Origin of the sequence: Pseudomonas fluorescens, assembly GCF_000802965.1 — a bacterium.
Lineage (GTDB): Bacteria > Pseudomonadota > Gammaproteobacteria > Pseudomonadales > Pseudomonadaceae > Aquipseudomonas > Aquipseudomonas fluorescens_A.
In genome coordinates, this window is sequence record NZ_JSAK01000029.1 from 23931 (window position 1) to 47361 (window position 23431).

Sequence of the window (23431 nt, forward strand, 5' to 3'; positions counted from 1 at the left end):
AGCTTGCTCCCGCTGGGCTGCGCAGCGGCCCCAATTGCAGTGTGTCTGATGAAGCTGATGCTCTGGTTTTACGACTGCTGCGCAGTCGAGCGGGAGCAAGCTCCCTCGCCACAGGGGTCCTTCACCAGACCAACGGCCAGATAAACCCGTAAAAACCTGAAAAAAGCACTAGCCGAATTCTTTCACTTTAAATATCGTATACGAAATACAAAAACGAACTGGAGGCAACAATGAGCAAGCGTATTAACTGGAGTGGCGTCTTCCCTGCGGTAACCACTCAATTCAACGATGACTTCACCATCAACCTCGATAAAACCCATCAAGTGATCTCCAACGTCATTCGTGATGGCGTGTCGGGTCTGGTGGTTTGCGGTTCGGTGGGTGAAAACACCTCGCTGACCGCCGAAGAAAAAATCGCCGTGACGGAAGTCGCAGTGGACGCCTCTCGCGGCCGAGTGCCGGTGATCTGCGGCGTTGCTGAATTCACCAGTGTGCAAGCGGCCAAGGTCGCCAACGCCGTGCGCAAGGTCGGTGTCGATGGCGTGATGCTGATGCCGGCGCTGGTCTACGGTTCCAAGCCCTTCGAAACCGCCGAGCACTACCGCTACGTGGCGAAAAACGCCGACGTACCGCTGATGGTCTACAACAACCCGCCGATCTACAAAAACGATGTGACCCCGGACATCTTGATTTCCCTGGCCGACTGCGACAACGTGGTGTGCTTCAAGGATTCCTCGGGCGACACCCGTCGCTTCATCGACGTGCGCAATGAAGTGGGCGACCGTTTTGTGCTGTTCGCCGGCCTGGATGACGTGGTGCTGGAAAGCATCGCCGTCGGTGCTGAAGGCTGGGTCTCGGGCATGTCCAACGTATTCCCGAAAGAAGGCGAAACCATCTTCCGTCTGGCCAAGGCTGGACGCTTCGCCGAGGCCATGCCGATCTACGAATGGCTGATGCCGATCCTGCACCTCGACGCCCGTGCTGACCTGGTGCAGTGCATCAAGTTGTGCGAAGCCATCGCCGGTCGCGGTAGCGCGCTGACCCGTCCGCCACGCCTGGCCCTGCCGGAAGCCGATCGAGTGTTCGTCGAGCAGATCATGGCCAAGGCCCTGGCCAACCGTCCGCAGCTGCCGGACGTCGGTCTCTGAGTGATTGCCGGGCGGACCTTCGCGGTCCGGCCCGGCTGCCTGTTTTTTGCGCCTCTACAGGAAACGCCAGCATGTCCAATCCTCAACACACCTCAAGCGCAACCACCCCCTCGGGACTCAAGCGTGTCGTCGCGGCCGCCATGGCCGGCACCGTCGCCGAGTGGTATGAATTCTTTCTCTACGGTACGGCGTCGGCATTGGTTTTCGGCCAGTTGTTCTTTCGCCAGACCGACAGCCCCATCGACGGCATCATCGCTGCCTTCGCCCTCTACGCCGTGGGTTTTCTCGCCCGCCCGCTGGGCGGTTTGGTGTTCGGTCACTACGGTGACAAATTCGGCCGCAAGCGCCTGCTGCAACTGAGCCTGGTGGTGGTCGGCATCACTACGTTCCTGATGGGCTGCCTGCCTGGTTTCGATCAGATCGGCTACGCGGCGCCGGTATTGCTGGTGCTGTTGCGGCTGATCCAGGGCTTCGCCTTTGGCGGCGAATGGGGTGGCGCGATTCTGCTGGTGTCCGAACACTGCCCGGACAACCGCCGTGGCTTTTGGGCCAGTTGGCCGCAAGCGGGTGTGCCGGCCGGCAACCTGGTGGCGACGGTTGCCCTGCTGCTGTTGTCGTCGAACCTGTCGGAACAGGACTTCCTCGCCTGGGGCTGGCGTGTGGCGTTCTGGTTCTCGGCGGTGGTCGTGTTGATCGGCTACTGGATTCGCACCAGCGTCGATGACGCCCCGATCTTCAAGGAAGCCCAGGCCCGTCAAGCACAAACCAAGCAGCAACAATTGGGCGTGGTGGAAGTGCTGCGCCACCACTGGCGTTCGGTGCTGGTGGGCATCGGCGCGCGGTTTGCCGAGAACATCCTCTACTACACCGTCGTGACCTTCTCGATCACTTACCTGAAGCTGGTAGTGCACAAGGACACTTCAGAGATTCTGCTCCTGATGTTCGGTGCGCACCTGCTGCACTTCTTCCTGATCCCGCTGATGGGTTATCTGTCAGATCTGGTCGGGCGCAAACCGGTGTATCTGGTGGGTGCGGTGCTTACCGCGTTTTGGGGTTTTGTCGGTTTCCCGATGATGGACACGGGTAACAACTGGCTGATCATGGCGGCGATCACTCTCGGCCTGGCCATCGAATCGATGACCTATGCACCGTACTCGGCGCTGATGGCCGAGATGTTCCCGACCCACGTGCGCTACACCGCGTTGTCGCTGTGCTACCAGGTTGCGCCGATCTTCGCCGGTTCCCTGGCGCCGCTGATCGCCATCACCCTGCTCAACAAGTACCACAGCTCGACACCGATCGCCTGGTACCTGGTGGGTGCATCGCTGATTTCCATCGTCGCCGTTGGCTTGACCCGTGAAACCCGTGGCAAGTCGCTGCATGCGGTGGATGCCGAGGCTGCTGCGCGGATTGCGGCGCTGGACAACGCCGTTCCTGCCACTCCACGCCGCAGCGATTCACTAGCCTGACTACGAACGCAAACCTTGTAGGAGCCGGCTTGCTGGCGATTATCGCGACGCGGTATGCCTGACACGCCGCCATCGCTGGCAAGCCAGCTCCTACAGAGGTTTCGCCGCAAACTTTATGACCGGAGTTTTTTTCATGTCCGAGATCCTCGGCCACAACTACATCGGCGGCACACGCAGCGCCGCCGGCAGCATCGCACTGCAAAGCCATGACGCCAGCACCGGCGAAGCCCTGCCCTTCTCTTTCACGCAAGCCACCGCGGATGAAGTACACGCCGCCGCACAAGCCGCTGCTGTCGCCTACCCCACATTCCGTAACTTGCCCGCCGCACGCCGTGCCGACTTCCTTGATGCCATCGCCGCACAACTGGATGCCCTGGATGATGAATTCGTCGCCCTGGTCACCCGCGAAACCGCGTTGCCGAGCGCCCGCATTCAAGGCGAGCGCGGCCGCACCAGCGGTCAGATGCGCCTGTTCGCCCAGGTCCTGCGACGCGGCGACTTCTACGCTGCACGCATCGACCGTGCCCTGCCCGACCGTCAACCGCTGCCGCGAGTCGACCTGCGTCAGTACCGGATCGGCGTCGGCCCGGTGGCGGTGTTCGGCGCCAGCAATTTCCCCCTGGCATTCTCCACGGCCGGCGGCGATACCGCTGCGGCGCTGGCCGCCGGCTGCCCGGTGGTGTTCAAGGCCCATAGCGGGCACATGGCGACCGCTGAAATCGTCGCCAATGCCATCATCCGCGCAGCCGAACAAACCGACATGCCCAAAGGTGTGTTCAACATGATCTACGGCGCCGGCGTGGGTGAAGCGCTGGTCAAGCATCCGGCGATCCAGGCCGTCGGCTTCACCGGTTCGCTTAAAGGTGGGCGAGCCCTCGGCGACATGGCCGCCGCGCGACCACAACCGATCCCGGTGTTCGCCGAAATGAGCAGCATCAACCCGGTCGTGGTGTTGCCAGAAGCACTGCAGGTGCGTGGCGAGAAAATCGCCAGCGAACTGGTGGCTTCGGTGGTGCAGGGTTGCGGTCAGTTCTGTACTAATCCGGGATTGGTGATCGGCATCCGCTCACCGCAGTTCAGCGCTTTTACCGCGCAACTCGCTACGCTGATGGCCGAACAACCAGCACAAACCATGCTCAACGCCGGCACGCTCGCCAGCTATGGAAAAGGCGTGCAGGCCTTGATCAGCCATCCGGGAATAACCCATCTGGCGGGCCACGAACAGCGTGGCAATCAGGCGCGACCGCAACTGTTCAAGGCCGACGTGAGTCTGCTGCTCAAGGGTGATCCACTGCTCCAGGAAGAAGTATTCGGGCCGACCACGATCATCGTCGAAGTCGCCGACAAGGCTGAACTGCAACAGGCGCTGAACAGTTTGCACGGCCAGCTCACCGCGACCCTGATCGGCGAAGCGCAGGACCTGCAAGATCATGCGGGTTTGCTGGCACTGCTGGAACAAAAAGTCGGCCGGGTGCTGTTCAACGGCTACCCCACTGGCGTCGAAGTCTGCGATGCGATGGTGCATGGCGGGCCTTATCCGGCTACTTCGGACGCCCGTGGAACGTCGGTCGGCACCTTGGCCATCGAGCGTTTCCTGCGTCCGGTGTGCTATCAGAACTGCCCGGATGCGCTGCTGCCCGATGCCCTGAAAAACGCCAATCCGCTGGGTATCGCTCGACTTGTCGACGGTAACAGCCAGAGAAACCCAATCTAAATAACACTTAAAAACCTGTGGGAGCTGGCTTGCCAGCGATGGCGGTCTGACAGTCAACATCAATATTGAATGTGCTTGCCTCATCGCTGGCAAGCCAGCTCCTAAGGGTTAGGTGATCAGGCCAGAAGCACCTTCAGATCGTTGTACAGGGCCTCAGGAATTTGCACCCCATCCACCAAACTCCGGGCCCGCGCCGCATAACGCCGCTGCGACGGCAAGCGCGCGCCCTGCCCCTCGATGCCCTGGAACAACGCCTCGGCCCGGGCCAAATGCTCCGGCGCGGCATCCCCCAAGAAGCGCCGTGGATCCAGCGCTATGATCAGCTCGCCATGGTACGGCGACGACTTGCTGCCCGCGTCGTAGGCTAGCGATTCGGCGCTGGTCAGGTCACCGATCAATGGCCCGGCAATCAACTCCACCATCGCCGCCAGCGCCGAGCCCTTGTGCCCGCCGAAGGTCAGCATCGCGCCGCTGTCGAGCACCACGTTGGCATCGGTACTCGGCAGGCCCTGGGCGTCCACGCCCCAGCCTTCGGGGATCGCTTTGCCGACACGGCGGTGCAGTTCGATGTCGCCACGGGCGATGGCGCTGGTGGCAAAGTCGAACACGAAGGGATCCTGCCCTGCGCGAGGCCAGCCGAAGGCAATCGGATTGGTGCCGAACACCGGCAACCGTCCACCCGCCGGAGCGACCCAGGCATGACTCGGATTACACGCCAGCGCGACCAGTCCGGCAGCGGTCAATTGCTCGATCTCAACCCACAACGCAGAGAAATGTACGCAGCGATTGATCGCCATCGCTGCAATCCCGTTGGCCCGGGTCTTCTCCTCCAACAATGGCAGCCCCGCCTGAAACGCTAACTGCGAAAAACCACCAGCGGCATCCACGCGCACGATCGACGGTGCCTGGTCGATCACCTCGGGCTCGGCATCGGCCGACACCTTGCCGGCGCGCAGGGAATTCACACACCCCAGAATCCGATACAAACCGTGGGAGGCACAGCCATCACGCTCGCCGGCGATCACCGTCGCCGCCACCGCTTGCGCGTGGGACAGGTTGAAACCGTTGTGCAACAGGATCGATTCGGCCAACTCGCGGGCCTCGATCAGGGTCAATCGGATCATGATCATCTCCTTGAACAGACCGCTCAGGGTGGTCTATTCGAGGCTGCATGGCTTGATGGGTTTGGGCGTGGGGAGTGACGAAATCGGCACAGGACTGCCGAGTAATTGCTCATACCAAAGGGTTAATGGCAAACACCCATGTCTACTGGTGGCTGCAGTGTTTTGGCCATAAATTTCCCTCTAAATCCAGAACACACAGGGGTGTTGAAAAATGACTGATGAGACGAGCGGAACAACCCGTCGGGCCTTGATGACCACCGGTGCAGTGGTAGCTGCTCTGGCCGTGGCCGCGCCTGTGCTGGCAGCGCAGCAAGCGCCGGCTGCCGCACCTTCAAGTGGCAAAAGCGACGGCAATGCGAGCGGTTCGGGCACGATCACCGTGAAGGATGGCACCCAGATTTTCTACAAGGACTGGGGCAGCGGCCAACCGATTGTGTTTCACCATGGCTGGCCGCTTTCCAGCGACGACTGGGATACGCAAATGCTGTTTTTCCTCAGCAAGGGCTTTCGGGTCATCGCCCACGATCGCCGTGGTCACGGCCGCTCGTCCCAGACCGCAGTTGGCAACGAAATGGACACCTACGCCGCCGATGTCGCGGAGCTGATGGCACACCTCGACATCAAGAATGCCGTGCACGTCGGCCACTCCACCGGTGGTGGCGAGGTGGCGCGCTACGTTGCACGCCATGGCCGTGGCCGCGTGGCCAAAGCGGTGCTGATCGGCGCCGTGCCGCCGATCATGTTGCGCACCGCGAACAACCCCGGCGGCATCCCCCAGGACGTCTTCGATGGCCTGCGCAAAGCCGTGGCCGACAACCGCTCGCAGTTTTACCGCGATTTTCCCAGCGGGCCGTTTTATGGCTTCAACCGCCCGGGTGCGAAAGTGTCTCAAGCGATCATCGATAACTGGTGGCGCCAGGGCATGAACGGCGGGGCCAAGGCGCAATACGACTGCATTCGCGCCTTCTCGGAAACCGACTTCACCGATGACCTGAAGAACATCGACGTGCCGACCCTGGTGCTGCACGGCGAAGACGACCAGATCGTGCCAATCGCCGATTCGGCCCACCTGTCGATCAAGTTGCTCAAGAAAGGTACGCTGAAAACCTACCCCGGCCTGCCCCATGGCCTGTGCACCACCAACGCCGACGTCATCAATACAGACCTGCTGGCCTTCATCAAAAGCTGACAGCGAAACACTTGATTGACAGCAACCGTATCGCAGCTGCCGGACCCTGACAAAAAGTCATGTTCGGCAGCTCGCGTTTCAATGCATTTGGCACGAAACGAGCTAGCGTATCAGCGACCTGATCTCAAAAAGCCTGCCGCCCCAACCAGATCTGGATCTAGAATAAGTAGTGGTAAACTTGATGCCCTGCTTGACCGGGAAATCCAGAGGTTTCAGCACACGGTTCTGACAACGGACACCCCCCATGGAAATAGCACGACAATTCATTATCCATGAGACCGCTCACTGGATACTCAACCATCACATGTCGTCGAAGCTCCCTGGCTATCTGGTGCTCGGGACGCGCTACAACACCCGTTCGCTGGCGGATCTGCCCGAGGGTGCTTTGGCCGAGATGGGCGTGCTGCTCGCCAGGGTGCAGAAAATCCTGCAAACAGAGTTCCAGCCGAAGTGGCTCTACATCAGTCGATTCGGCCACGACCCGGGCTTCCCCATCCACTTCCACTTCATTCCGGTGTACTCATGGGTCGAAGAGCTGTTCTGGAAGGATGAGCGGTATCGGCTGCTGAAGAATTTCGGTGCCGGCGCCAACGCTCATTCACTGACCGATGGCGCGGAAATGACCCTGTTCATCTGGCGCGAATTTGGTGAGAGCCCTGAACCACCGTCTATCCAGGGGCCGTCGATCGAGCAAGTCATCGACCGTCTAAGGCTGGCGTTCAACCCACCGCTGGCGGTGAGTCGCGTAGCCGTCATGGGTGAACGCACGCCCACCATCCAATAGCTTATTTAACCAGCCGTTTTTCTTTCGACGGCCTGTAACCGAAATACGAGCTGTAGCACTTGCTGAAATGGCTGGGTGAAACAAACCCGCAAGCCACCAGCACATCGACCTGCGACAGTTCGGTGTGCTGGAGCAACCGACGCGCCTCGGTGATCCGCAACTCCATGTAATACCGCTGTGGGGTCGTGCCCAACTGCTCCCTGAACAAGCGCTCGAGTTGTCTCCGTGAGCGGCCGGCGTAGACCGCCAGTTGTTCCAGTTCCAGCGGCTCCTCGAGGTTGGCGTCCATCAGTTTCACCACCTCGCGTAATGGCGCGCTCACACAGATATTTTCCGTCGGTTTAATGCGCCGGTAGCGCGACTCCTCGAACGCCAGAATGTCCTCGATACCTTCGACCAGGGCTTTGTCGTGCAACCCCTTGATCCAGTCCAGCGCCATGTGGAACGCGCCGGACGGACTGGACGCCGTGAGCCGGTCGCGATCGATGATGTAGGGCTCACTGCTGACTTGCGTCGCCTTGCAGAACTCGGCCAGCGCCGGACGGTGTTCGGGGTGAATGGCGCAACGGTAACCGTCCAGCAGGCCTGCCTTGCCCAGGAACCATGCGCCGTTCCACAACCCGGCCAGACTGACACCCACTTCTGATGCGGTCCTCAACAGGCTGACAAATCCTTCATTGGCCTTGAGCTCCGTCCGGTAACCGCCGCAAATCACCAACAGATCCAGTTCTTTGATTTGTGCACAATCGAGACGGGTATCCGGCCGGATCACCAGTCCCAGATCGCTGACCACCTCGCCCTCGCTCAAACCGAACGTTCGGGAAGAAAACGAGCCCGGTCGCAGCAGGTTCGCCGTGACAATGGTGTCCAGCGCCTGGGTAAACGCCGGCAGCGAGAAATGTTCGAGCAGCAAAAAGCCTGCCCGAACCGTTCGCAGATCGCCTGAATGTTCATTGAGATAGCGAAGGTTTTTGCCCTTCATGCCTCCGCTGAATTGCCGTCTTTCGATCAATGCCCGACCCACCACGTTACGCCGTTGAACTGTAAAAATGCCTGTGTCGCGAGGCGCCATTGTGCGATGGATCAGGCCAACTGAAAACCGGGACGCAGAGGGTGCGTCAATCGATACGTGACACTGAACCTGTGGCGAGGGAGCTTGCTCCCGCTGGATGGCGTAGCCGTCCCATTTTTTGGGGCCGCTTCGCGTCCCAGCGCGAGCAAGCTCCCTCGCCACAGGACGGGTGGTTTATTCGAAGGATTCACCGCCTGTAGGACGTTTCCTTGCGATCAATAAACATGACGGAAACCTGCGTGTTTAAACGCCTGCAACGTTACTTCATGAAAGCTACAAGACCTTGCACCGTTGCCTACGGTTACGCCAGAATCCGCCGGCTTGTGCGCCTTGGGGCTCCTCGGTAACTTGATTCGTGTCACTGCCCATCAGTGATCGGGTTTAGTAGCCCGTGGTTTTAATCCGAGACGTACAACGCTTCCACCAGTCAGGCTTTGCGCCTGCATTCTGATGGTGGCTGTACGCAGGGCGCCCTCGGGCGCGCCGGCTTCTAGGATTCCCCGGTCTACTAACCTGCGTACAGCTGCCACCCTTTCTTTAGTAGGGATGGGTGATGGCCCAATTCAGGAATCCACAGCATGTTCAAGGTAACGCCAAACCCGCCGGACACCGATGCAGCATCCCCCTACGAACCCGACTCAAACAAACTCAACGAAGCCGCCGAGCGGGCCCTCGACTTTCACTTCCCCTCGATTGCCGACATCAAAGCCACACCGCGAACACCCAGTACCCTGTTTTCCGTTGACCCTGAGGCGGATACCGAAACCCTGATGGTTTATCTGGTCGAAACCCTGGCCTCGATCGATGTGATGGTCCATCAATTGGTGGACCATCTGGACGGTGAGTCGCGCAATGCGCTGCTGGGTATTTCGAACAGCGTGATGCTGGCCGAAATTATGGCGAACCGGGTGCTGGATCAGATAGATCCACCGGAGCAGATGTAGAAGATCAAAAGATCGCAGCCTGCGGCAGCTCCTACAGGGGTAACGCGTAATTCCTGCGATCTTTTGAGTCCGATGCGTTTACGCCACGCCCTCCTCCATCACATCCTCCGCCCAACTGATCGCCGCCACCACGGTCGGGAAACCGATCGTGCTGGTGAGTGCGATCAGGGTGTGGCGGATCTGCTCCGGGGTTGCGCCGGCTTCCAGTGCGCGCCGGGTGTGACTGTGCACGGCGCCTTCGGAGTGAATCGCCGCGGCGGCACCGAGCTGGATCAACTGGACCACTTGCTCGTCCAGCGGACCGGCGTGACGCACAACGGTACCCAGGGCTTCCACCGCATCCAGGTAATCCGGGTATTGCTGCTTGAGGTTTCGGTAGGTGTTGTGTGCTCTCTTCTTGGTCATTGTTTTCTCCTCGCGAACCTGTGCCGGGCTGCTCGCTTGAACACATTCCGGGCCCTGTTTTACCCGATAGATAAAGGCTTCGATCAGCAAAACTTGCGAAAAGCGACAGTAGGCTAAGCTTAGTGCAGCTTATTGCTCACGATGCTCGCATCTGCAGGTTTTGGGTTTTTCTGGAGAGCGTCTGCAACAGCTATTTCAGACAGGCCCACACAATTTGCGCAGGACTTGCCGTGATGACGAAGCCTCTTCTCAGTTTCGACGAACTCAAGCGTGCTGCCGCCTCCGGCGAAATCGATACCGTTCTGGTGTGCATGGTCGACATGCAGGGGCGACTGGTCGGCAAGCGATTCCAGGTCGAGTTTTTCATCGACAGCGGCCATGAAGAAACCCACTGCTGCAACTACCTGCTGGCCGATGACATCGACATGGAGCCGGTGCCCGGTTATGCCGCCGCCAGTTGGAGCAAAGGCTACGGCGACTTCGTGCTCAAGCCCGACATGAGCACATTGCGCAAGGTGCCCTGGCTGGAATGCACGGCGCTGGTGCTGTGCGATGTGCTCGAACACCACCATCGACAAGACTTGCCGCACAGCCCCCGCGCCATCCTGAAAAAACAGATCGAGCGCCTGCGTGAACGCGGCTACACCGGCATGTTCGCTTCGGAACTGGAGTTCTACCTGTTCGACGAGAGCTACGAGTCGATCCACAGGCGCAACTACTACAAGCCGAAAACCGCCGGGCACTACATCGAGGACTACAACATCCTCCAGACCACCCGCGAAGAGCCGGTGCTGCGGGCGATTCGCAAGCATCTGCAAGCGTCGGGCATTCCCGTGGAAAACTCCAAGGGCGAATGGGGGCCAGGCCAGGAAGAGATCAATATCCGCTATGCCGATGCGCTGACCATGGCCGACCACCACGTCATCATCAAGCACGCCTGCAAGGAGATCGCGCAGCTGCAGGGCAAGGCGATCACGTTCATGGCCAAGTGGCGTTATGACGCCGCCGGTTCCAGCAGTCACATCCATAACTCGCTGTGGGACAAGAACGCCAAGAAGCCGCTGTTTTTCGATGCCAAGGCCGAGTTCGGCATGTCGAAACTGATGCGCGCCTGGGTCGCCGGACAGCTCAAATACGCCAACGACATCACCTGTTTTCTCGCGCCCTACATCAATTCCTATAAACGCTTTCAGGCCGGGACTTTCGCCCCGACCCGCGCCGTGTGGAGCCGCGACAATCGCACCGCAGGTTTCCGCTTGTGCGCCGAAGACAGCAAAGCCATTCGCATCGAATGTCGCATTGGCGGCGCCGACCTCAACCCTTATCTGGCCTTCGCCGCGTTGATCGCTGCCGGGCTCGCCGGGATCGACGAGAAGCTCACCCTCGATCCTCCCTTCGAAGGCGACGCCTACGTTGACGAAAAATTGCCCGAAGTCTCCAAGACTCTGCGTGAAGCCAGTGCGGCCCTCAAGGGCTCGAGCATGCTGCGCGAAGCCTTCGGTGATGAAGTGGTCGACCACTACGTGCACACCGCCGAATGGGAACAGAAGGAGTACGACCGGCGGATCACCGATTGGGAATTGCAGCGCGGTTTTGAACGTTACTGAGACCATCATGACTTCGACGATTCAACTGATCTCCCCGGTCGACGGCCGGGTCTACGCCGAGCGCCCCTATGCCGATGCTGCGCAGATCGAACAGGCGTTGGCGTCTGCCGCCGTTGCCCAGGCGCAATGGAGACGCTGGCCACTTAACGAACGCGCGGCTTTTTGCAGCGCCGCGGTGGACGCGATGCTGGCCATGAAGGACGAAATCGTCCCGGAACTGGCCTGGCAAATGGGCCGACCGGTGAAATATGGCGCGGGTGAACTGCGCGGATTCGAAGAGCGCGCGCGGCACATGATCGCCATTGCGCCTGAAGCATTGGCAGCGGTTGAGCCCACGCCCGTTCCCGGTTTTCGCCGGCATATCCAACGTGAACCGCTGGGCACGGTGCTGGTGGTCGCGCCGTGGAATTACCCGTATCTGACCGCCGTCAACACGGTGATCCCGGCGCTGATGGCGGGCAACGCGGTCATCCTCAAACACGCTTCGCAAACCCTGCTGGTGGGCGAACGTTTTGCCGAAGCCATGCGCCGCGCCAAGCTGCCTGAGGGCTTGTTCCATCACCTGTTGCTCGGCCATGACCAGACAGCCGCGATTATTGCTTCCGGACGCGTGCGGCAGGTGAACTTCACCGGTTCCGTGGAAGCCGGCAAGGCCATGGAAAGCGCTGCCACCGGGCGCTTTGTCGGCATGGGCCTGGAGCTTGGCGGCAAAGACCCGGCCTACGTGCGGGCGGATGCCAACCTCGACCATGCGGTGGAAAACCTTGTGGACGGCAGCTTCTTCAATTCCGGGCAAAGCTGCTGCGCCGTGGAGCGCATCTATGTCGATCAAAGCATCTACCCGGCGTTTATCGAGCGTTTCGCCGACTTAACCCGTCAGTACGTGCTGGGCAATCCACTGGACGAAGCCACCACGCTCGGCCCGTTGGTAACGCCGGGGGCAGCGGTGTTCGTGCGTGCGCAGATCGCCGAAGCATTGGCCCAGGGCGCCAGGGCGTTGATCGACCCGCAGGCCTTCCCCGCTGATGTGCCGGGCAGCGCCTACCTCGGGCCGCAGGTGCTGGTGGATGTCAGCCATCAAATGTCGGTCATGCGTGATGAAAGCTTTGGGCCGGTGGTCGGCATCATGTCGGTGGCCGGCGACGACGAAGCCATTGCCTTGATGAACGACAGCGAGTTCGGGCTCAGCGCCTCGATCTGGACCCAGGACCTCGCCGCCGCCGAACGTCTGGGCAACGAGATCGACACCGGCACCGTGTTCATGAACCGCTGCGATTACCTCGACCCGGCCCTGGCCTGGACCGGCGTGAAGAACAGCGGGCGCGGCGTCACCCTGTCGCGCCTTGGCTACGAACACCTGACCCGCGCCAAATCCTTCCATTTGCGCCACGAGATCTGAGCCATGAGCCTGACCGGAAACTGGAACTACCCCACGAGCATTCGCTTCGGTGTCGGCCGCATCACCGAACTGGCCGAAGTCTGTCGCAGCCAGGGGATCCAGCGTCCGTTGCTGGTTACGGACAGTGGCCTGGCGCGCGCGCCGATCACCACGGCAGCACTGGAATCCATGCAGGCTGCCGGTCTCGGCGCCGCGCTGTTTTGCGACCTCAAGCCCAATCCAGTTGAAGCGAACCTGGCCGGAGGACTCGACGCCTGGCGTGCAGGTCAACACGATGGTGTGGTGGCCTTTGGCGGCGGCAGCGGTCTGGATATGGGCAAGCTCATTGCGTTCATGAGTGGCCAGACCCGCCCGGTGTGGGATTTCGAGGACATCGGCGACTACTGGACCCGCGCAGATGAAAGTCGCATCGCCCCGGTCATCGCGGTGCCGACCACGGCGGGCACGGGCTCTGAAGTGGGCCGTGCAGCGGTAATCATCGATGAAGCGACCCACACCAAACGCATCATCTTCCACCCGAAAATGATGCCGCGCGTGGTCATCAGCGACCCGGTCCTCACCGTCGGCATGCCGGCGAAAATCACTGCCGGCACGGGCATGGATGCGTTGTCGCACTGCCTGGAAGCCTACTGCGCTCCCGGCTTTCACCCGTTGGCTGACGGCATTGCGGTGGAAGGCATGCGCCTGGTGACCCAAGCGCTGGTGCGGGCCGTGCACACGCCTTCCGACCTTGACGCGCGCGGGCAGATGCTCGCGGCGGCGGCGATGGGCGCCACCGCGTTCCAGAAGGGACTCGGCGGCATGCACGCTCTCGCCCATCCCATCGGCGCGCTGTACGACACCCATCACGGCATGACCAATGCCACGCTGATGCCCTATGTATTGAAGTTCAATCGAGCGGCCATCGAAGAACGCATCACACGCCTGGCGGCTTATTTACGCCTGCCCTCCCCCGGTTTCGACAGCTTCCTGGCCTTCATCCTCAAACTGCGCAAGGACATCGCCGTACCGCACACGCTGTTTGAGTTGGGTGTGGATGACAAACAAGCGGACCTGATTGCGGACATGGCCGTCGTTGACCCCTCGGCTGGCGGCAACCCGCTGCCGATCACCCGGGCCGGCGCGGCGGAAATTTTCGATGCGGCGTTTCACGGCCGTCTCTAGAGCAGTCCACTGTCCAGGGTCGAATGGGCAGGTGTTATCGCGTGCAAACAGGAGCAGTACGACAAGGGGTTGAAGGCCACCCCATCCGGTACCCCGGGTGGATGCGTACCAAAACCTAAGGGGCACACACAATGAACCCAGCAAGCCAGCCCGGCACCGACGCGCACGACGAAGACGTCAAGGTGCTGCACAGCATGGGCTATGCCCAGCAGCTCTCGCGACGAATGGGGGTTTTCTCCAACTTTGCGATTTCCTTTTCGATCATCTGCATCCTCTCCGGCGGCATCAACTCACTGGCCCAGGGCACCTCGGGCGCGGGCGGTGCGGCCATCGGCATCGGCTGGCCGATCGGTTGCCTGATTTCCGGGGTGTTCGCCCTGGCCATGGCGCAGATTTCTTCGGCTTATCCCACCGCCGGCGGCCTGTATCACTGGGGCTCGATCCTGGGTAATCGCTTTACCGGTTGGCTGACGGCGTGGTTCAACCTGCTGGGTTTGGTCACGGTGCTCGGCGCGATCAACGTCGGCACCTATTACTTCTTTTTCGGGGCGTTCGGACCGGCGCTGGGCATGGAGGACACGACCACCACCCGGGTGATTTTCCTGGCGATCCTCACCGGCCTCCAGGCCTTGTGTAACCACTTGGGCATCGGCCTGACCGCCAAACTCACCGACTTCTCCGGCTATCTGATCTTCGCTACCGCGCTGGCGCTGACCATCGTCTGCCTGATCTCGGCCCCCAGTTACGAGTTCGCCCGGCTGGTGACCTTCGGCAACTACTCCGGCGAGGCTGGCGGCAGCGTCTGGCCACAGGTGTCCAACGGCTGGATTTTCATGCTCGGCCTGCTGTTGCCGATCTACACCATCACCGGCTACGACGCCTCCGCGCACACCTCCGAAGAAACCCGCAATGCGGCGATATCGGTGCCCCGGGGCATGGTGATGTCGGTGGTCTGGTCGTTGCTGTTCGGTTGGGTGATGCTCAGCGCCTTCGTGCTGATGCTGCCGAACATGGATGAAGCCGCCAGCAAAGGCTGGAGCGTGTTTTTCTGGGCCATGGACACACAGGTCAACCCGACACTGAAACTCGCGCTGTACGTGGCGATTTTTATCTCGCAAGTGCTCTGCGGGTTGGCGACCGTGACCTCGGTTTCACGCATGATCTTCGCGTTTTCCCGTGACGGTGGTCTGCCTTTTTCCAAGGCGCTGTCCTCGGTGTCACCAACCTTTCGCAGCCCGGTAGCGGCGATCTGGACCGGTGCGACCCTGGCGGTATTGTTCGACTGGGGCTCGTCGGTGATCTCGGTCGGTGAAACGCCGGTCTACACCATCGTGGTGTCTTGCACGGTGATCTTTCTGTTTTTCTCTTTCGTGATTCCTATCGTGTTGGGCCTGTTTACCTTCGGAACGTCGAAGTGGCCGACCATGGGGCCGTGGAACATGGGGCGATTCTGGTATTCGGTGTTTGCCATTCTGTCGGTGCTGTCGATGGTGATCATTTTTGTCATCGGGATTCAGCCGCCGAATGACTGGGCGCTGTACATCACCATCGGGTTTCTGGTATTGACGGCGATTGTCTGGTTCGGGTTTGAGGCACGACGGTTTCAAGGGCCGCCGGTGGGGGACGTGATTGCCAGGCGGCAGGCTGAGATTGCGGCGGCTGAAGCGGCTTTGGATAAGCGCTCTTGAACCGGGTACGTATCCGATTTTTTGGTTCGACCTCGTTGTTCGATGGTGTATGCCGTCCCCTGCTGTTCAGTGGGCGGCGGCATTCCCCGACATCAGGCCATGCAGCACACCCAGCCTTAACCCTGGCTCGGAAGGCGTCATGTGCAGAACGCCGAACACCTTGAACGCAGCCAGCATCACCACCAGGCCGCCGGGCAAGATGCTCATACGATGGGTTTGCAAGCCCGCCAACTTGAGTTGCTTGACATGCCCGACTTCAAGCAGGCGCAAAGACAAACGCAACAGGCCGCTGTAGGTGATACCGTTTTGGCCATCGTCGTTCAGCCCATTGGCTTTCAGCACTTTGGCCAACATCCGTGCGGTACCCGACGAGCCTATCACCTGCTGCCACCCCAGCGCCCGATACCGGCGTGCAACCTTTTCAAACTGCAATGTGGCCACACGCTCGGCTTCGAGCAGCGCCTGGGCGGTGATTCGCCCTCCCGCAAAGTACTGCGCACCAAAGGTGCCGCTGCCAATGGCAATGCTCTCGGTTAGAAAAGGCTGAGCGCCCTTGCCCAGAATCAATTCGGTGGAGCCGCCGCCAATATCGACGACCAGTCGCATGCTCTCGGCATCACGTATCGTATGCGCAACGCCGGCATAGACCAGTTGCGCTTCTTCATGCCCGGAGATGACATCAATGCGAAAACCCAGGTGCCGCTCCGCGCTGGCGAGAAACAGTTGCGCATTGTCGGCTTCGCGGACTGCACTGGTCGCTACCGCGCGCACTCGACCTGCCTCGAAACCGCGCAGTTTCTTGCCGAATCGCGCCAGCGCTTGCCAACCTCGGTCCAGCGCCAGTTCATCCAGCGCTCCTCCCTGAAAGCCCTCCGCCAGACGAACCGGCTCACGCAGGGTTTTGACTTCCTGGATCATCATCCGCTGGTTTCGCTTGACCGACTGGCCAATCATCATGCGAAACGCATTGGAGCCCAGGTCAATGGCCGCAAAGAGATTGGCGTCGCCTTTCATGGGGGGATTCCTGGCAAATTCATCTGCCTGCAGAGGGAGTTCCACAGGCCGCTCAAGAGGGTTTGCGAGGATGTTGCCACGCGGTCGATGACACCCATGTGACACGGTCAAGCGAAAAGTAATCGTGGCGAGGGAGCTTGCTCCCGCTGGACGGCGCAGCCGTCTCATTTTTGTGGCCGCTTCGCGCCCAAGCGGGAGCAAGCTCCCTCGCCACGGGTTCAGTGTCACGCCAACTCCAGACGCCATACTGCTGTAACTCATCCAGTCGCTGCGTTTCGTCTACCCTCAGAAGGCGCACTGCCGCGATCAGCGTGTATCCTCCGCATCGGCATTCTTGCGCTAATGAACCGGAGACGCTCCATGCTCAAACGTACCCTTGCTTTGGCCGTCGGCTTGACCCTGTCTGTCTGCACATTGTTGACCCAGGCCGCCGACACCCTGAAAGTCAGCGCCATTCCCGATGAGGCACCGACCGAATTGCTGCGAAAGTTCAAGCCATTGGGCGCTTATCTGGAGCAGAAATTGGGCATGAAGGTCGAGTTCGTGCCCGTGAGCGACTATCCGGCCGTGGTCGAGGCATTGGCCACCGACCGCATCGACATGGCCTGGCTGGGCGGTTTCACGTTCGTGCAGGCACGCCTGAAGACCGGCAATGCTATTCCGCTGGTCCAGCGTGAACAGGATGCCCAGTTCACCAGCAAATTCATTACCGCCGACCCGGCCGTCAAATCCCTGGCCGATCTCAAGGGCAAGAGCTTCGCCTTTGGCTCGGTGTCCTCGACGTCGGGCAGCCTCATGCCGCGTTACTTCATGCTCAAGGATGGCATCAAGCCGGAAACCTACTTCAGCCGCATCGGCTACTCCGGCGCCCATGACGCCACCGTCGCCTGGGTCCAGGCCGGCAAGGTCGACGCCGGCGTACTGAACGCCAGCGTGTGGGAAAAACTGGTCGCCGCGGGCAAGGTCGACACCACCAAGGTCAAGGTGTTTGCCACCACTCCAGCGTACTTCGACTACAACTGGACCGTGCGCGGGACCCTCGACCCGGCGCTGACGGCAAAAATCAAGGCCGCTTTCCTGGCACTCGATCCGGCGAAACCCGCGGACAAGGAGATTCTCGATTTGCAGGCCGCCAGCCGCTTCATCGAAACCAATCCCGAGAACTACAAGGGCATCGAGGAAGCCGCACGCGCCGCCGACCTGCTCAAATGACGTTGCGTTTGACCGGGGTCGACCTCACCCACGCCAACGGCGTGCAGGCGTTGCGTGGCGTGGACTTGCACATTGGCGCCAGCGAACAGGTCGCCATCATCGGCCCGTCGGGCGCGGGCAAATCGAGCCTGCTGAACTTGCTCGCCACCGCCCTGCGACCGAGTGGCGGCGAATTGCAGGTGCTCGGCGAACAGGCCTGGCAGCTTTCTGCCCGGCAACGGCAGCGTTTGCGCGCTCGTATCGGTTTGGTACATCAATCACCACCCCTGCCGCCCCGCCAGCGCGTGGTGACTGCGGTGCTGGCCGGGAAAATCGGCCAATGGGGCTTGGGCAAATGTCTGCTGAACCTGCTGCATCCGCTGGATATTCCGGGCGCCCGCGCAGCGCTGGCCCGGCTGGACTTGAGCGACAAATTGTTCGCGCAGTGCCAGCAGTTGTCCGGGGGCCAGCTTCAGCGTGTAGGGATTGCCCGGGTGCTGTATCAAGCGCCGGAAGTGTTGCTGGCCGATGAACCTGTCTCGGCCATGGACCCGGTGTTGGCCCAGCACACCCTGTCTGTCCTCTGCCGCCATGCCCGGCAGCACAACGTCACACTGGTCGCCAGCCTGCATGCGGTCGAGCTGGCCCTGGCGCACTTTTCGCGCATCATCGGCTTGCGTGACGGACAGATCCTGTTCGACCTTCCGGCCAGCGAAGTTGACCGCGAGTTACTCGACAAGCTCTACGCCAACGAGCAACTGCAATCTCCACCGGTCGCCCTTGCGCCCTTGAGCGTGCAGATTCCCCGATGCTGACCCGCGATACCCGAGATCCCGCCACCCGCCCCCGCCTGCTGCTCACCCTGCTGGCCTTGGCGCTGTTGTGGCCGGGCATCCATTACAGCGAGCTGGACCTGAGCGTGCTGGTGGCGAGCGACAGCCAGAGCGAAATCGGCCGATTCGTATCGGCGTTCTGGCCACCGGCCCATGACGAAGAGTTTCTTCAGCTGTTGTGGCAAGCCACCTTGCAGACCCTGGCCATCGCTACGGCCGGCATGGCGTTGGCGTTGCTGTTGGCCGTTCCCGCGAGCCTGCTGGCCAGTCGTGCCCTGTCGCTGTCGGCGGCTTCCCGTGCCGGTCACCCGAGTGCTTGGGGGCAACTGTTGCGCTGGCCGGTGCGCGGGTTGTTGATCTTCCTGCGCAGCGTGCCGGAAATCGTCTGGGCCCTGCTGTTCGTGCGCGCCGTCGGCCTTGGTCCGACCGCCGGGGTCCTGGCCATTGCCATCACCTACAGCGGCATGCTCGGCAAGGTCTACGCGGAAATTTTCGAATCGGTCGACCAGCGCCCGGCACACGCGCTGCTGCAATCCGGCAGCGGTCGGCTTGCGGCCTTTTGCTATGGGATCTTGCCCAATGTCGCCGCCGAGCTGATGTCGTACACGGTTTACCGCTGGGAGTGCGCGATTCGTGCCTCGGTGGTGATGGGTTTCGTCGGTGCCGGCGGGCTGGGCCAGCAAATGGATTTGTCGCTGCGCATGTTCGCCGGGGGCGAAGTCGCCAGTCTGTTGCTGACATTTCTGGGGCTGGTGCTGCTCGCTGATCAACTCAGCCGCCTGCTGCGTTGGAGGTTGGCATGAATCGCCTGATCAACCTGGCACTGCTGCTGAGCATCGTTGCGGCGGTGGTCGTTTCGTTCATCTACCTGAGCATCGACCTCGGCGAACTCGGCGGTAGCGGCAACCTGAAGCAGATGGGCGCGTATGCGCAGCGTTTTCTCAACCCGGACCTGAGCGCGAGTCACCTGCAAGCCATCGCTCACGGCGCCCTGGAAACCATCGCCATGTCGGCCCTGGGCACGTTGCTCGCGGCGGTGTTCGGCCTGCTGTTGGCATTGCCCGCCGCCGGACGATTCGGCTGGCCGCTGCAGAGCGCGTCGCGCCTTGTGCTCAATGCCCTGCGCGCGGTGCCGGAACTGGTGTGGGCCGCGCTGATGGTGCTGGCCGCCGGGCTCGGCCCCAATGCCGGCACCCTGGCCCTGGCCCTGCACACCACCGGCGTGCTTGGCCGCTTGTTCGCCGAAGCGCTGGAAAACACCCCGCCGGAACCCGCCGAAGCGATCCGCCTGCAAGGCGGCAACGCCGTGTGGGCCTTCTGCTACGGCACCTTGCCCAATCTGCTGCCGCAGTTGCTGGCCTACATTCTGTACCGCTGGGAAAACAACATTCGCATGGCCAGCGTGCTGGGCTTCGTCGGCGCCGGCGGCTTGGGCCAGATGCTCTATGTCAGCCTCAGCCTGTTCCAGGAAGCTCAAGCCAGCACGGTCATCCTGGCCATGTTGTTGCTGGTGTTTGCCGTCGACTCGCTGAGTAGCTGGAGCCGTCAACGCTGGGTCAAGGCGTGAATCGACAACGCTTAGGCATGGCTGGCCGAGCGAAAAATAATTGCCTCACTGTCCAACCCACGCTGGCGTCAACGCCTGCCGTGCACTAACGTTCATGCTATCGGCCAGAATAATTCAGCGAGCGTTTCGATCCTCCAGATTTTTCGCCAGAAAGTTGCGCGGATCGCTGCATTTTTTTGCCTCGTCCACCCATGAGTTCCGCGCACAATCACTCAGACTTTCGAGTCACGATGTTAACCTTGTAGCGCTCATGCGGAGTACGGAAACAGATGCAGGATGGCCGCCCCAACCCAACACTTGATCTGGAATATTGTGCCGAACGTCCGATATTCACGGCCTTCTTACAACAGGCAAAACAAGCGCCTGATGCCATTGCGGTCATCTCCCATGACACAACCTGCAGCTATCGACAGCTTGAAGAGATAAGCCGCGGCATTGCTTCGTGGTTGATTGCAAATGGCGCCACCGAATCCGACCGGATCGTCATTGTTTCCAGTCGTTGTGCCGGGCTGGTCTACTCAATGCTCGGCGCCTCGCGTGCCGGGTTGACCTTTACCGTCGCCGACATGGCCTATCCGCCTGCGCGCATCGGGCAAATCATTCATTTGCTTGAGCCTGCTTTTGTTTTGCTGTGCGGCGAGGCTACATTCGAACTGCAAGGGACAGGGAATACCAGTCCGCAGATCGTCCGGGTTCCGGAAACAGCAGGCGAAGCACTGCGTCAGTTCAATTCTGATCAACATAATTTGCCGGAGATCGACCCTGGCAAAGCGGCCTATATCACGTTCACGTCGGGAAGTACTGGCGAACCCAAAGGCATTGTTACAACCCACGCGCCTTTGGTGCATTTCATTGAGTGGCATACCAAGCGTCATTCGCTATCAAAAGATGATTGCTTTTCCTTGCTCTCCGGACTTGGTCATGATCCGGTTTATCGAGACGTTTTCACGCCTCTGTCCATTGGCGCGAAAGTGATTATTCCTGCGCAATCAACCGTCATAGATCCATCTGCACTGGCGACATGGATATACAAATATCAAATATCCATCATTCACCTGACGCCTCCACTTGGAAAACTCATTGAAACCGGGACAAAACTTAACGACCTGAAGCTCAACGAGCTGCGTTATCTTTTTTGGGGCGGCGATGCGTTAAGCAATACGCTTTACGAACAAATACGCGCTATCGCGCCGAGCGCCATCAGCGTGAACTTCTACGGCACAACAGAAACGCCCCAAGCCATGGCGTACCACCCAGTCGACCCTGAAGCCGACAACGCCAAGATCCCACTGGGAAAAGGTATCGAAGGCGCGCAACTGTTGATCGTGGATGACTCGAATCAGTTGGTACGCGAAGGACAAACCGGTGAAATCCTGATTCGTAGTCCTTATCTATCGCAGGGTTACTGGGCTGATCCGGCGCTAACCCGGGAAAAATTCGTTGCGAACCCCTTTACCCATGTCGAAAACGATATTTGTTACAGAACCGGAGACCTGGGCACTTACCTTTCAGATGGCAGCGTCAGCTTTCTGGGTCGGGGCGACAGCCAGGTCAAGATTCGCGGCCATCGAATCGAGCTCAGTGAAATCGAAGGGGCGATTTCACGACACTCCCGGATCAAACAGTGCGTGGTCGTCGCAGCCAAAGACCATGCGATGACAAGGCTGGTTGCTTATTGCGTTGCGACAACCCCTGTCTCAGCCGCTGAGTTGCGTGAACATGTCGGCGATGAACTCCCGGAGTACATGGTGCCGGCGTTGTTCGTATTTCTGGATGCCATTCCACTGACACCGAATGGAAAAATTGATAAACGGGCATTGCCACCGATTGCTGGCAACACGGATACAGCGCCCGTAAATTCGAATCAGAAGCTGTCCCCCCTCGCGCTCAAGCTCACGGCCGCGTGGTCGGAAATACTCGAAGTCACACACATTGACGCCGGCTTGTCGTTCGTCGAACTGGGTGGAGATTCGCTCTCGTTCGTTCAGGCTTCAATGGTCCTGGAAGAGCTGATCGGGCACTTGCCAGAACAATGGGAAACCAGGCCCATACGTGAACTGTGCGAACTGACCAACATCGCCAAGCCTTCAAAATTCTCGGTTCGGGAGATGGAGCTCCCTGTCCTGTTGCGCGTCATATCGATCATGTTCATTGTTATCGGGCATTTTAATCTTTTTCCGATATGGCCAATTTCAGGCGAGACCACTGTTTTATTTTTGGTATCCGGCATCAGCCTGGCAAGATTTCAACTAAACGCCATAAACGAACGCGGCAACGCGCGCATGCTTCTCAAGTCCATCATCAGCATTGCCGCGCCCACTATTCTTTACACAATCTTGCTGCAGGTCGTGTTCGACAAAATTCACTGGCAAACACTGCTGCTGATTTCAAACTGGTTCCCCTCGAGCATCACCGGTGACTTTGCGTATTGGTACATTGAAGTTCTGCTGCAGATGATCGTCATCATTGGCTTCGCGCTTTCATTCCAGCGCGTTAGAAGCATCATCATGTCGAACCCGTTTCGTCACCTCGTCATTGCGGCCTGCTTATTGGCAGTGGCGGACCTCATGATTAACAAGTATCTGTTTGATGCGACCGGTCTGTTTAACAGAGTGCCACAGCACTATCTTGCGATCATGGTGCTCGGCATGGCGATTCACTACGCCCATTCGACCAAGCGGAAATTGATCGCCAGCGCAGTGACTGTGATGATTATTGCCTTCCAGGATTTCCAGGCACTCTCCGGCCTTGCAACACAAGGTCTAGAGACGGGTATTTATGTTGATATAGCCTTGCCCGCCGTTCTCGCGTTGATCTGGATTCGCTCTATTCCCGTGCCAGGCCTCATCGCCCGGGGTCTCGCATTGATCGCGTCCTCGACGCTGTACATTTATCTGACGCATTTCCAGTTCCAGTCCGTGGCCCGCCACCTCTATGATCAGCCAGCGCTCGCGGTAGTCATAGCCATCGCCGGTGGCATTGCAGTGGGTTATGCCTGGAACAAAGGCGTTCGTATCCTGGTATTGCTCTGGAATAAAGGAGCAAAAAAGACTCGCCCGGATACGATTGAGCGAGTGGCATGACCTTAGCGTTATAGGGTGATCCGGGCCGGAAATTTC

At 60.0% G+C, this 23431-nt stretch carries 19 protein-coding genes; 15 read left to right on the top strand and 4 right to left on the bottom strand.

Annotation, left to right across the window (positions count from 1 at the left end; all coding sequences use genetic code 11):
• The first annotated feature begins 230 nt into the window (after positions 1-230).
• The 3 genes from NL64_RS22245 to NL64_RS22255 all read left to right on the top strand — a co-directional run bounded on the left by NL64_RS22245 (position 231) and on the right by NL64_RS22255 (position 4331).
• Positions 231-1148: a dihydrodipicolinate synthase family protein gene (locus NL64_RS22245; RefSeq protein WP_034150208.1), complete on the top strand. Its 918-nt coding sequence runs from the start codon at positions 231-233 to the stop codon at positions 1146-1148.
• A 71-nt stretch (positions 1149-1219) separates the two neighbouring features.
• Positions 1220-2617, top strand: a complete 1398-nt coding sequence (gene abaF, locus NL64_RS22250; protein WP_034150209.1) for a fosfomycin efflux MFS transporter AbaF — start codon at positions 1220-1222, stop codon at positions 2615-2617.
• 133 nt (positions 2618-2750) lie between these two features.
• Complete coding sequence (locus NL64_RS22255; protein WP_034150210.1) at positions 2751-4331, top strand: aldehyde dehydrogenase (NADP(+)); 1581 nt, start codon at positions 2751-2753, stop codon at positions 4329-4331.
• A 116-nt stretch (positions 4332-4447) separates the two neighbouring features.
• Here the strand turns inward: NL64_RS22255 and NL64_RS22260 are convergent, their stop codons facing one another.
• A complete protein-coding gene (locus NL64_RS22260; RefSeq protein WP_034150211.1) occupies positions 4448-5455 on the bottom strand; it encodes an Ldh family oxidoreductase in 1008 nt (335 codons plus the stop codon).
• Between the two features lie 211 nt (positions 5456-5666).
• Here NL64_RS22260 and NL64_RS22265 point away from each other — a divergent pair, with 211 nt between their 5' ends.
• Together NL64_RS22265 and NL64_RS22270 are read left to right on the top strand one after the other, a co-directional pair.
• On the top strand, positions 5667-6644 hold the full coding sequence (locus NL64_RS22265; RefSeq protein ID WP_034150212.1) for an alpha/beta fold hydrolase: 978 nt from the start codon (positions 5667-5669) through the stop codon (positions 6642-6644).
• A gap of 244 nt (positions 6645-6888) precedes the next feature.
• A complete protein-coding gene (locus NL64_RS22270) occupies positions 6889-7428 on the top strand; it encodes a hydrolase (protein ID WP_052321282.1) in 540 nt (179 codons plus the stop codon).
• 1 nt (position 7429) lies between these two features.
• On the opposite strand, the gene NL64_RS22275 is transcribed toward NL64_RS22270, so the two are convergent.
• Positions 7430-8410 carry a GlxA family transcriptional regulator gene (locus NL64_RS22275; protein WP_052321283.1) on the bottom strand — a complete coding sequence of 327 codons (981 nt, stop codon included), beginning with the start codon at positions 8408-8410 and terminating at the stop codon, positions 7430-7432.
• 668 nt (positions 8411-9078) lie between these two features.
• On the opposite strand from NL64_RS22275, the gene NL64_RS22280 reads away from it, so the two are divergent.
• A complete protein-coding gene (locus NL64_RS22280) occupies positions 9079-9444 on the top strand; it encodes a DUF6124 family protein (protein WP_034150213.1) in 366 nt (121 codons plus the stop codon).
• Positions 9445-9522: 78 nt separating this feature from the next.
• Here NL64_RS22280 and NL64_RS22285 read toward each other — a convergent pair whose 3' ends face one another.
• A complete protein-coding gene (locus NL64_RS22285) occupies positions 9523-9849 on the bottom strand; it encodes a carboxymuconolactone decarboxylase family protein (RefSeq protein ID WP_034150214.1) in 327 nt (108 codons plus the stop codon).
• A gap of 233 nt (positions 9850-10082) precedes the next feature.
• Between NL64_RS22285 and NL64_RS22290 the strand changes: the two genes are divergently transcribed.
• The 4 genes from NL64_RS22290 (at position 10083) to NL64_RS22305 (ending at position 15707) form a co-directional block, all read left to right on the top strand.
• Positions 10083-11456 (top strand): glutamine synthetase family protein, encoded by a 1374-nt coding sequence (locus tag NL64_RS22290; protein WP_034150215.1) that lies wholly within the window; start codon positions 10083-10085, stop codon positions 11454-11456.
• Between the two features lie 7 nt (positions 11457-11463).
• Positions 11464-12855 carry an aldehyde dehydrogenase family protein gene (locus NL64_RS22295; protein WP_034150216.1) on the top strand — a complete coding sequence of 464 codons (1392 nt, stop codon included), beginning with the start codon at positions 11464-11466 and terminating at the stop codon, positions 12853-12855.
• A 3-nt stretch (positions 12856-12858) separates the two neighbouring features.
• Positions 12859-14019, top strand: coding sequence for an iron-containing alcohol dehydrogenase (locus tag NL64_RS22300; protein WP_034150217.1), 1161 nt, complete (start codon positions 12859-12861; stop codon positions 14017-14019).
• A 131-nt stretch (positions 14020-14150) separates the two neighbouring features.
• Positions 14151-15707, top strand: a complete 1557-nt coding sequence (locus tag NL64_RS22305) for an amino acid permease (RefSeq protein WP_034150218.1) — start codon at positions 14151-14153, stop codon at positions 15705-15707.
• A 66-nt stretch (positions 15708-15773) separates the two neighbouring features.
• Here NL64_RS22305 and NL64_RS22310 read toward each other — a convergent pair whose 3' ends face one another.
• Positions 15774-16721, bottom strand: a complete 948-nt coding sequence (locus tag NL64_RS22310) for a Ppx/GppA phosphatase family protein (protein WP_034150219.1) — start codon at positions 16719-16721, stop codon at positions 15774-15776.
• A gap of 360 nt (positions 16722-17081) precedes the next feature.
• Between NL64_RS22310 and NL64_RS22315 the strand changes: the two genes are divergently transcribed.
• The 5 genes from NL64_RS22315 to NL64_RS22335 all read left to right on the top strand — a co-directional run bounded on the left by NL64_RS22315 (position 17082) and on the right by NL64_RS22335 (position 23395).
• Positions 17082-17933 carry a putative selenate ABC transporter substrate-binding protein gene (locus NL64_RS22315; protein ID WP_034150220.1) on the top strand — a complete coding sequence of 284 codons (852 nt, stop codon included), beginning with the start codon at positions 17082-17084 and terminating at the stop codon, positions 17931-17933.
• The gene (locus tag NL64_RS22320; protein WP_034150221.1) at positions 17930-18727 is read left to right on the top strand and encodes a phosphonate ABC transporter ATP-binding protein; all 798 of its coding nucleotides are present in this window, start codon (positions 17930-17932) and stop codon (positions 18725-18727) included. The genes NL64_RS22315 and NL64_RS22320 overlap by 4 nt, the downstream gene beginning before the upstream one ends.
• A complete protein-coding gene (locus NL64_RS22325) occupies positions 18721-19548 on the top strand; it encodes a PhnE/PtxC family ABC transporter permease (RefSeq protein WP_034150222.1) in 828 nt (275 codons plus the stop codon). The genes NL64_RS22320 and NL64_RS22325 overlap by 7 nt, the downstream gene beginning before the upstream one ends.
• Positions 19545-20312 carry a phosphonate ABC transporter, permease protein PhnE gene (gene phnE / locus NL64_RS22330; protein WP_034150223.1) on the top strand — a complete coding sequence of 256 codons (768 nt, stop codon included), beginning with the start codon at positions 19545-19547 and terminating at the stop codon, positions 20310-20312. The genes NL64_RS22325 and phnE overlap by 4 nt, the downstream gene beginning before the upstream one ends.
• A 269-nt stretch (positions 20313-20581) precedes the next feature.
• On the top strand, positions 20582-23395 hold the full coding sequence (locus tag NL64_RS22335; protein ID WP_034150224.1) for an amino acid adenylation domain-containing protein: 2814 nt from the start codon (positions 20582-20584) through the stop codon (positions 23393-23395).
• Positions 23396-23431: the final 36 nt, after the last annotated feature.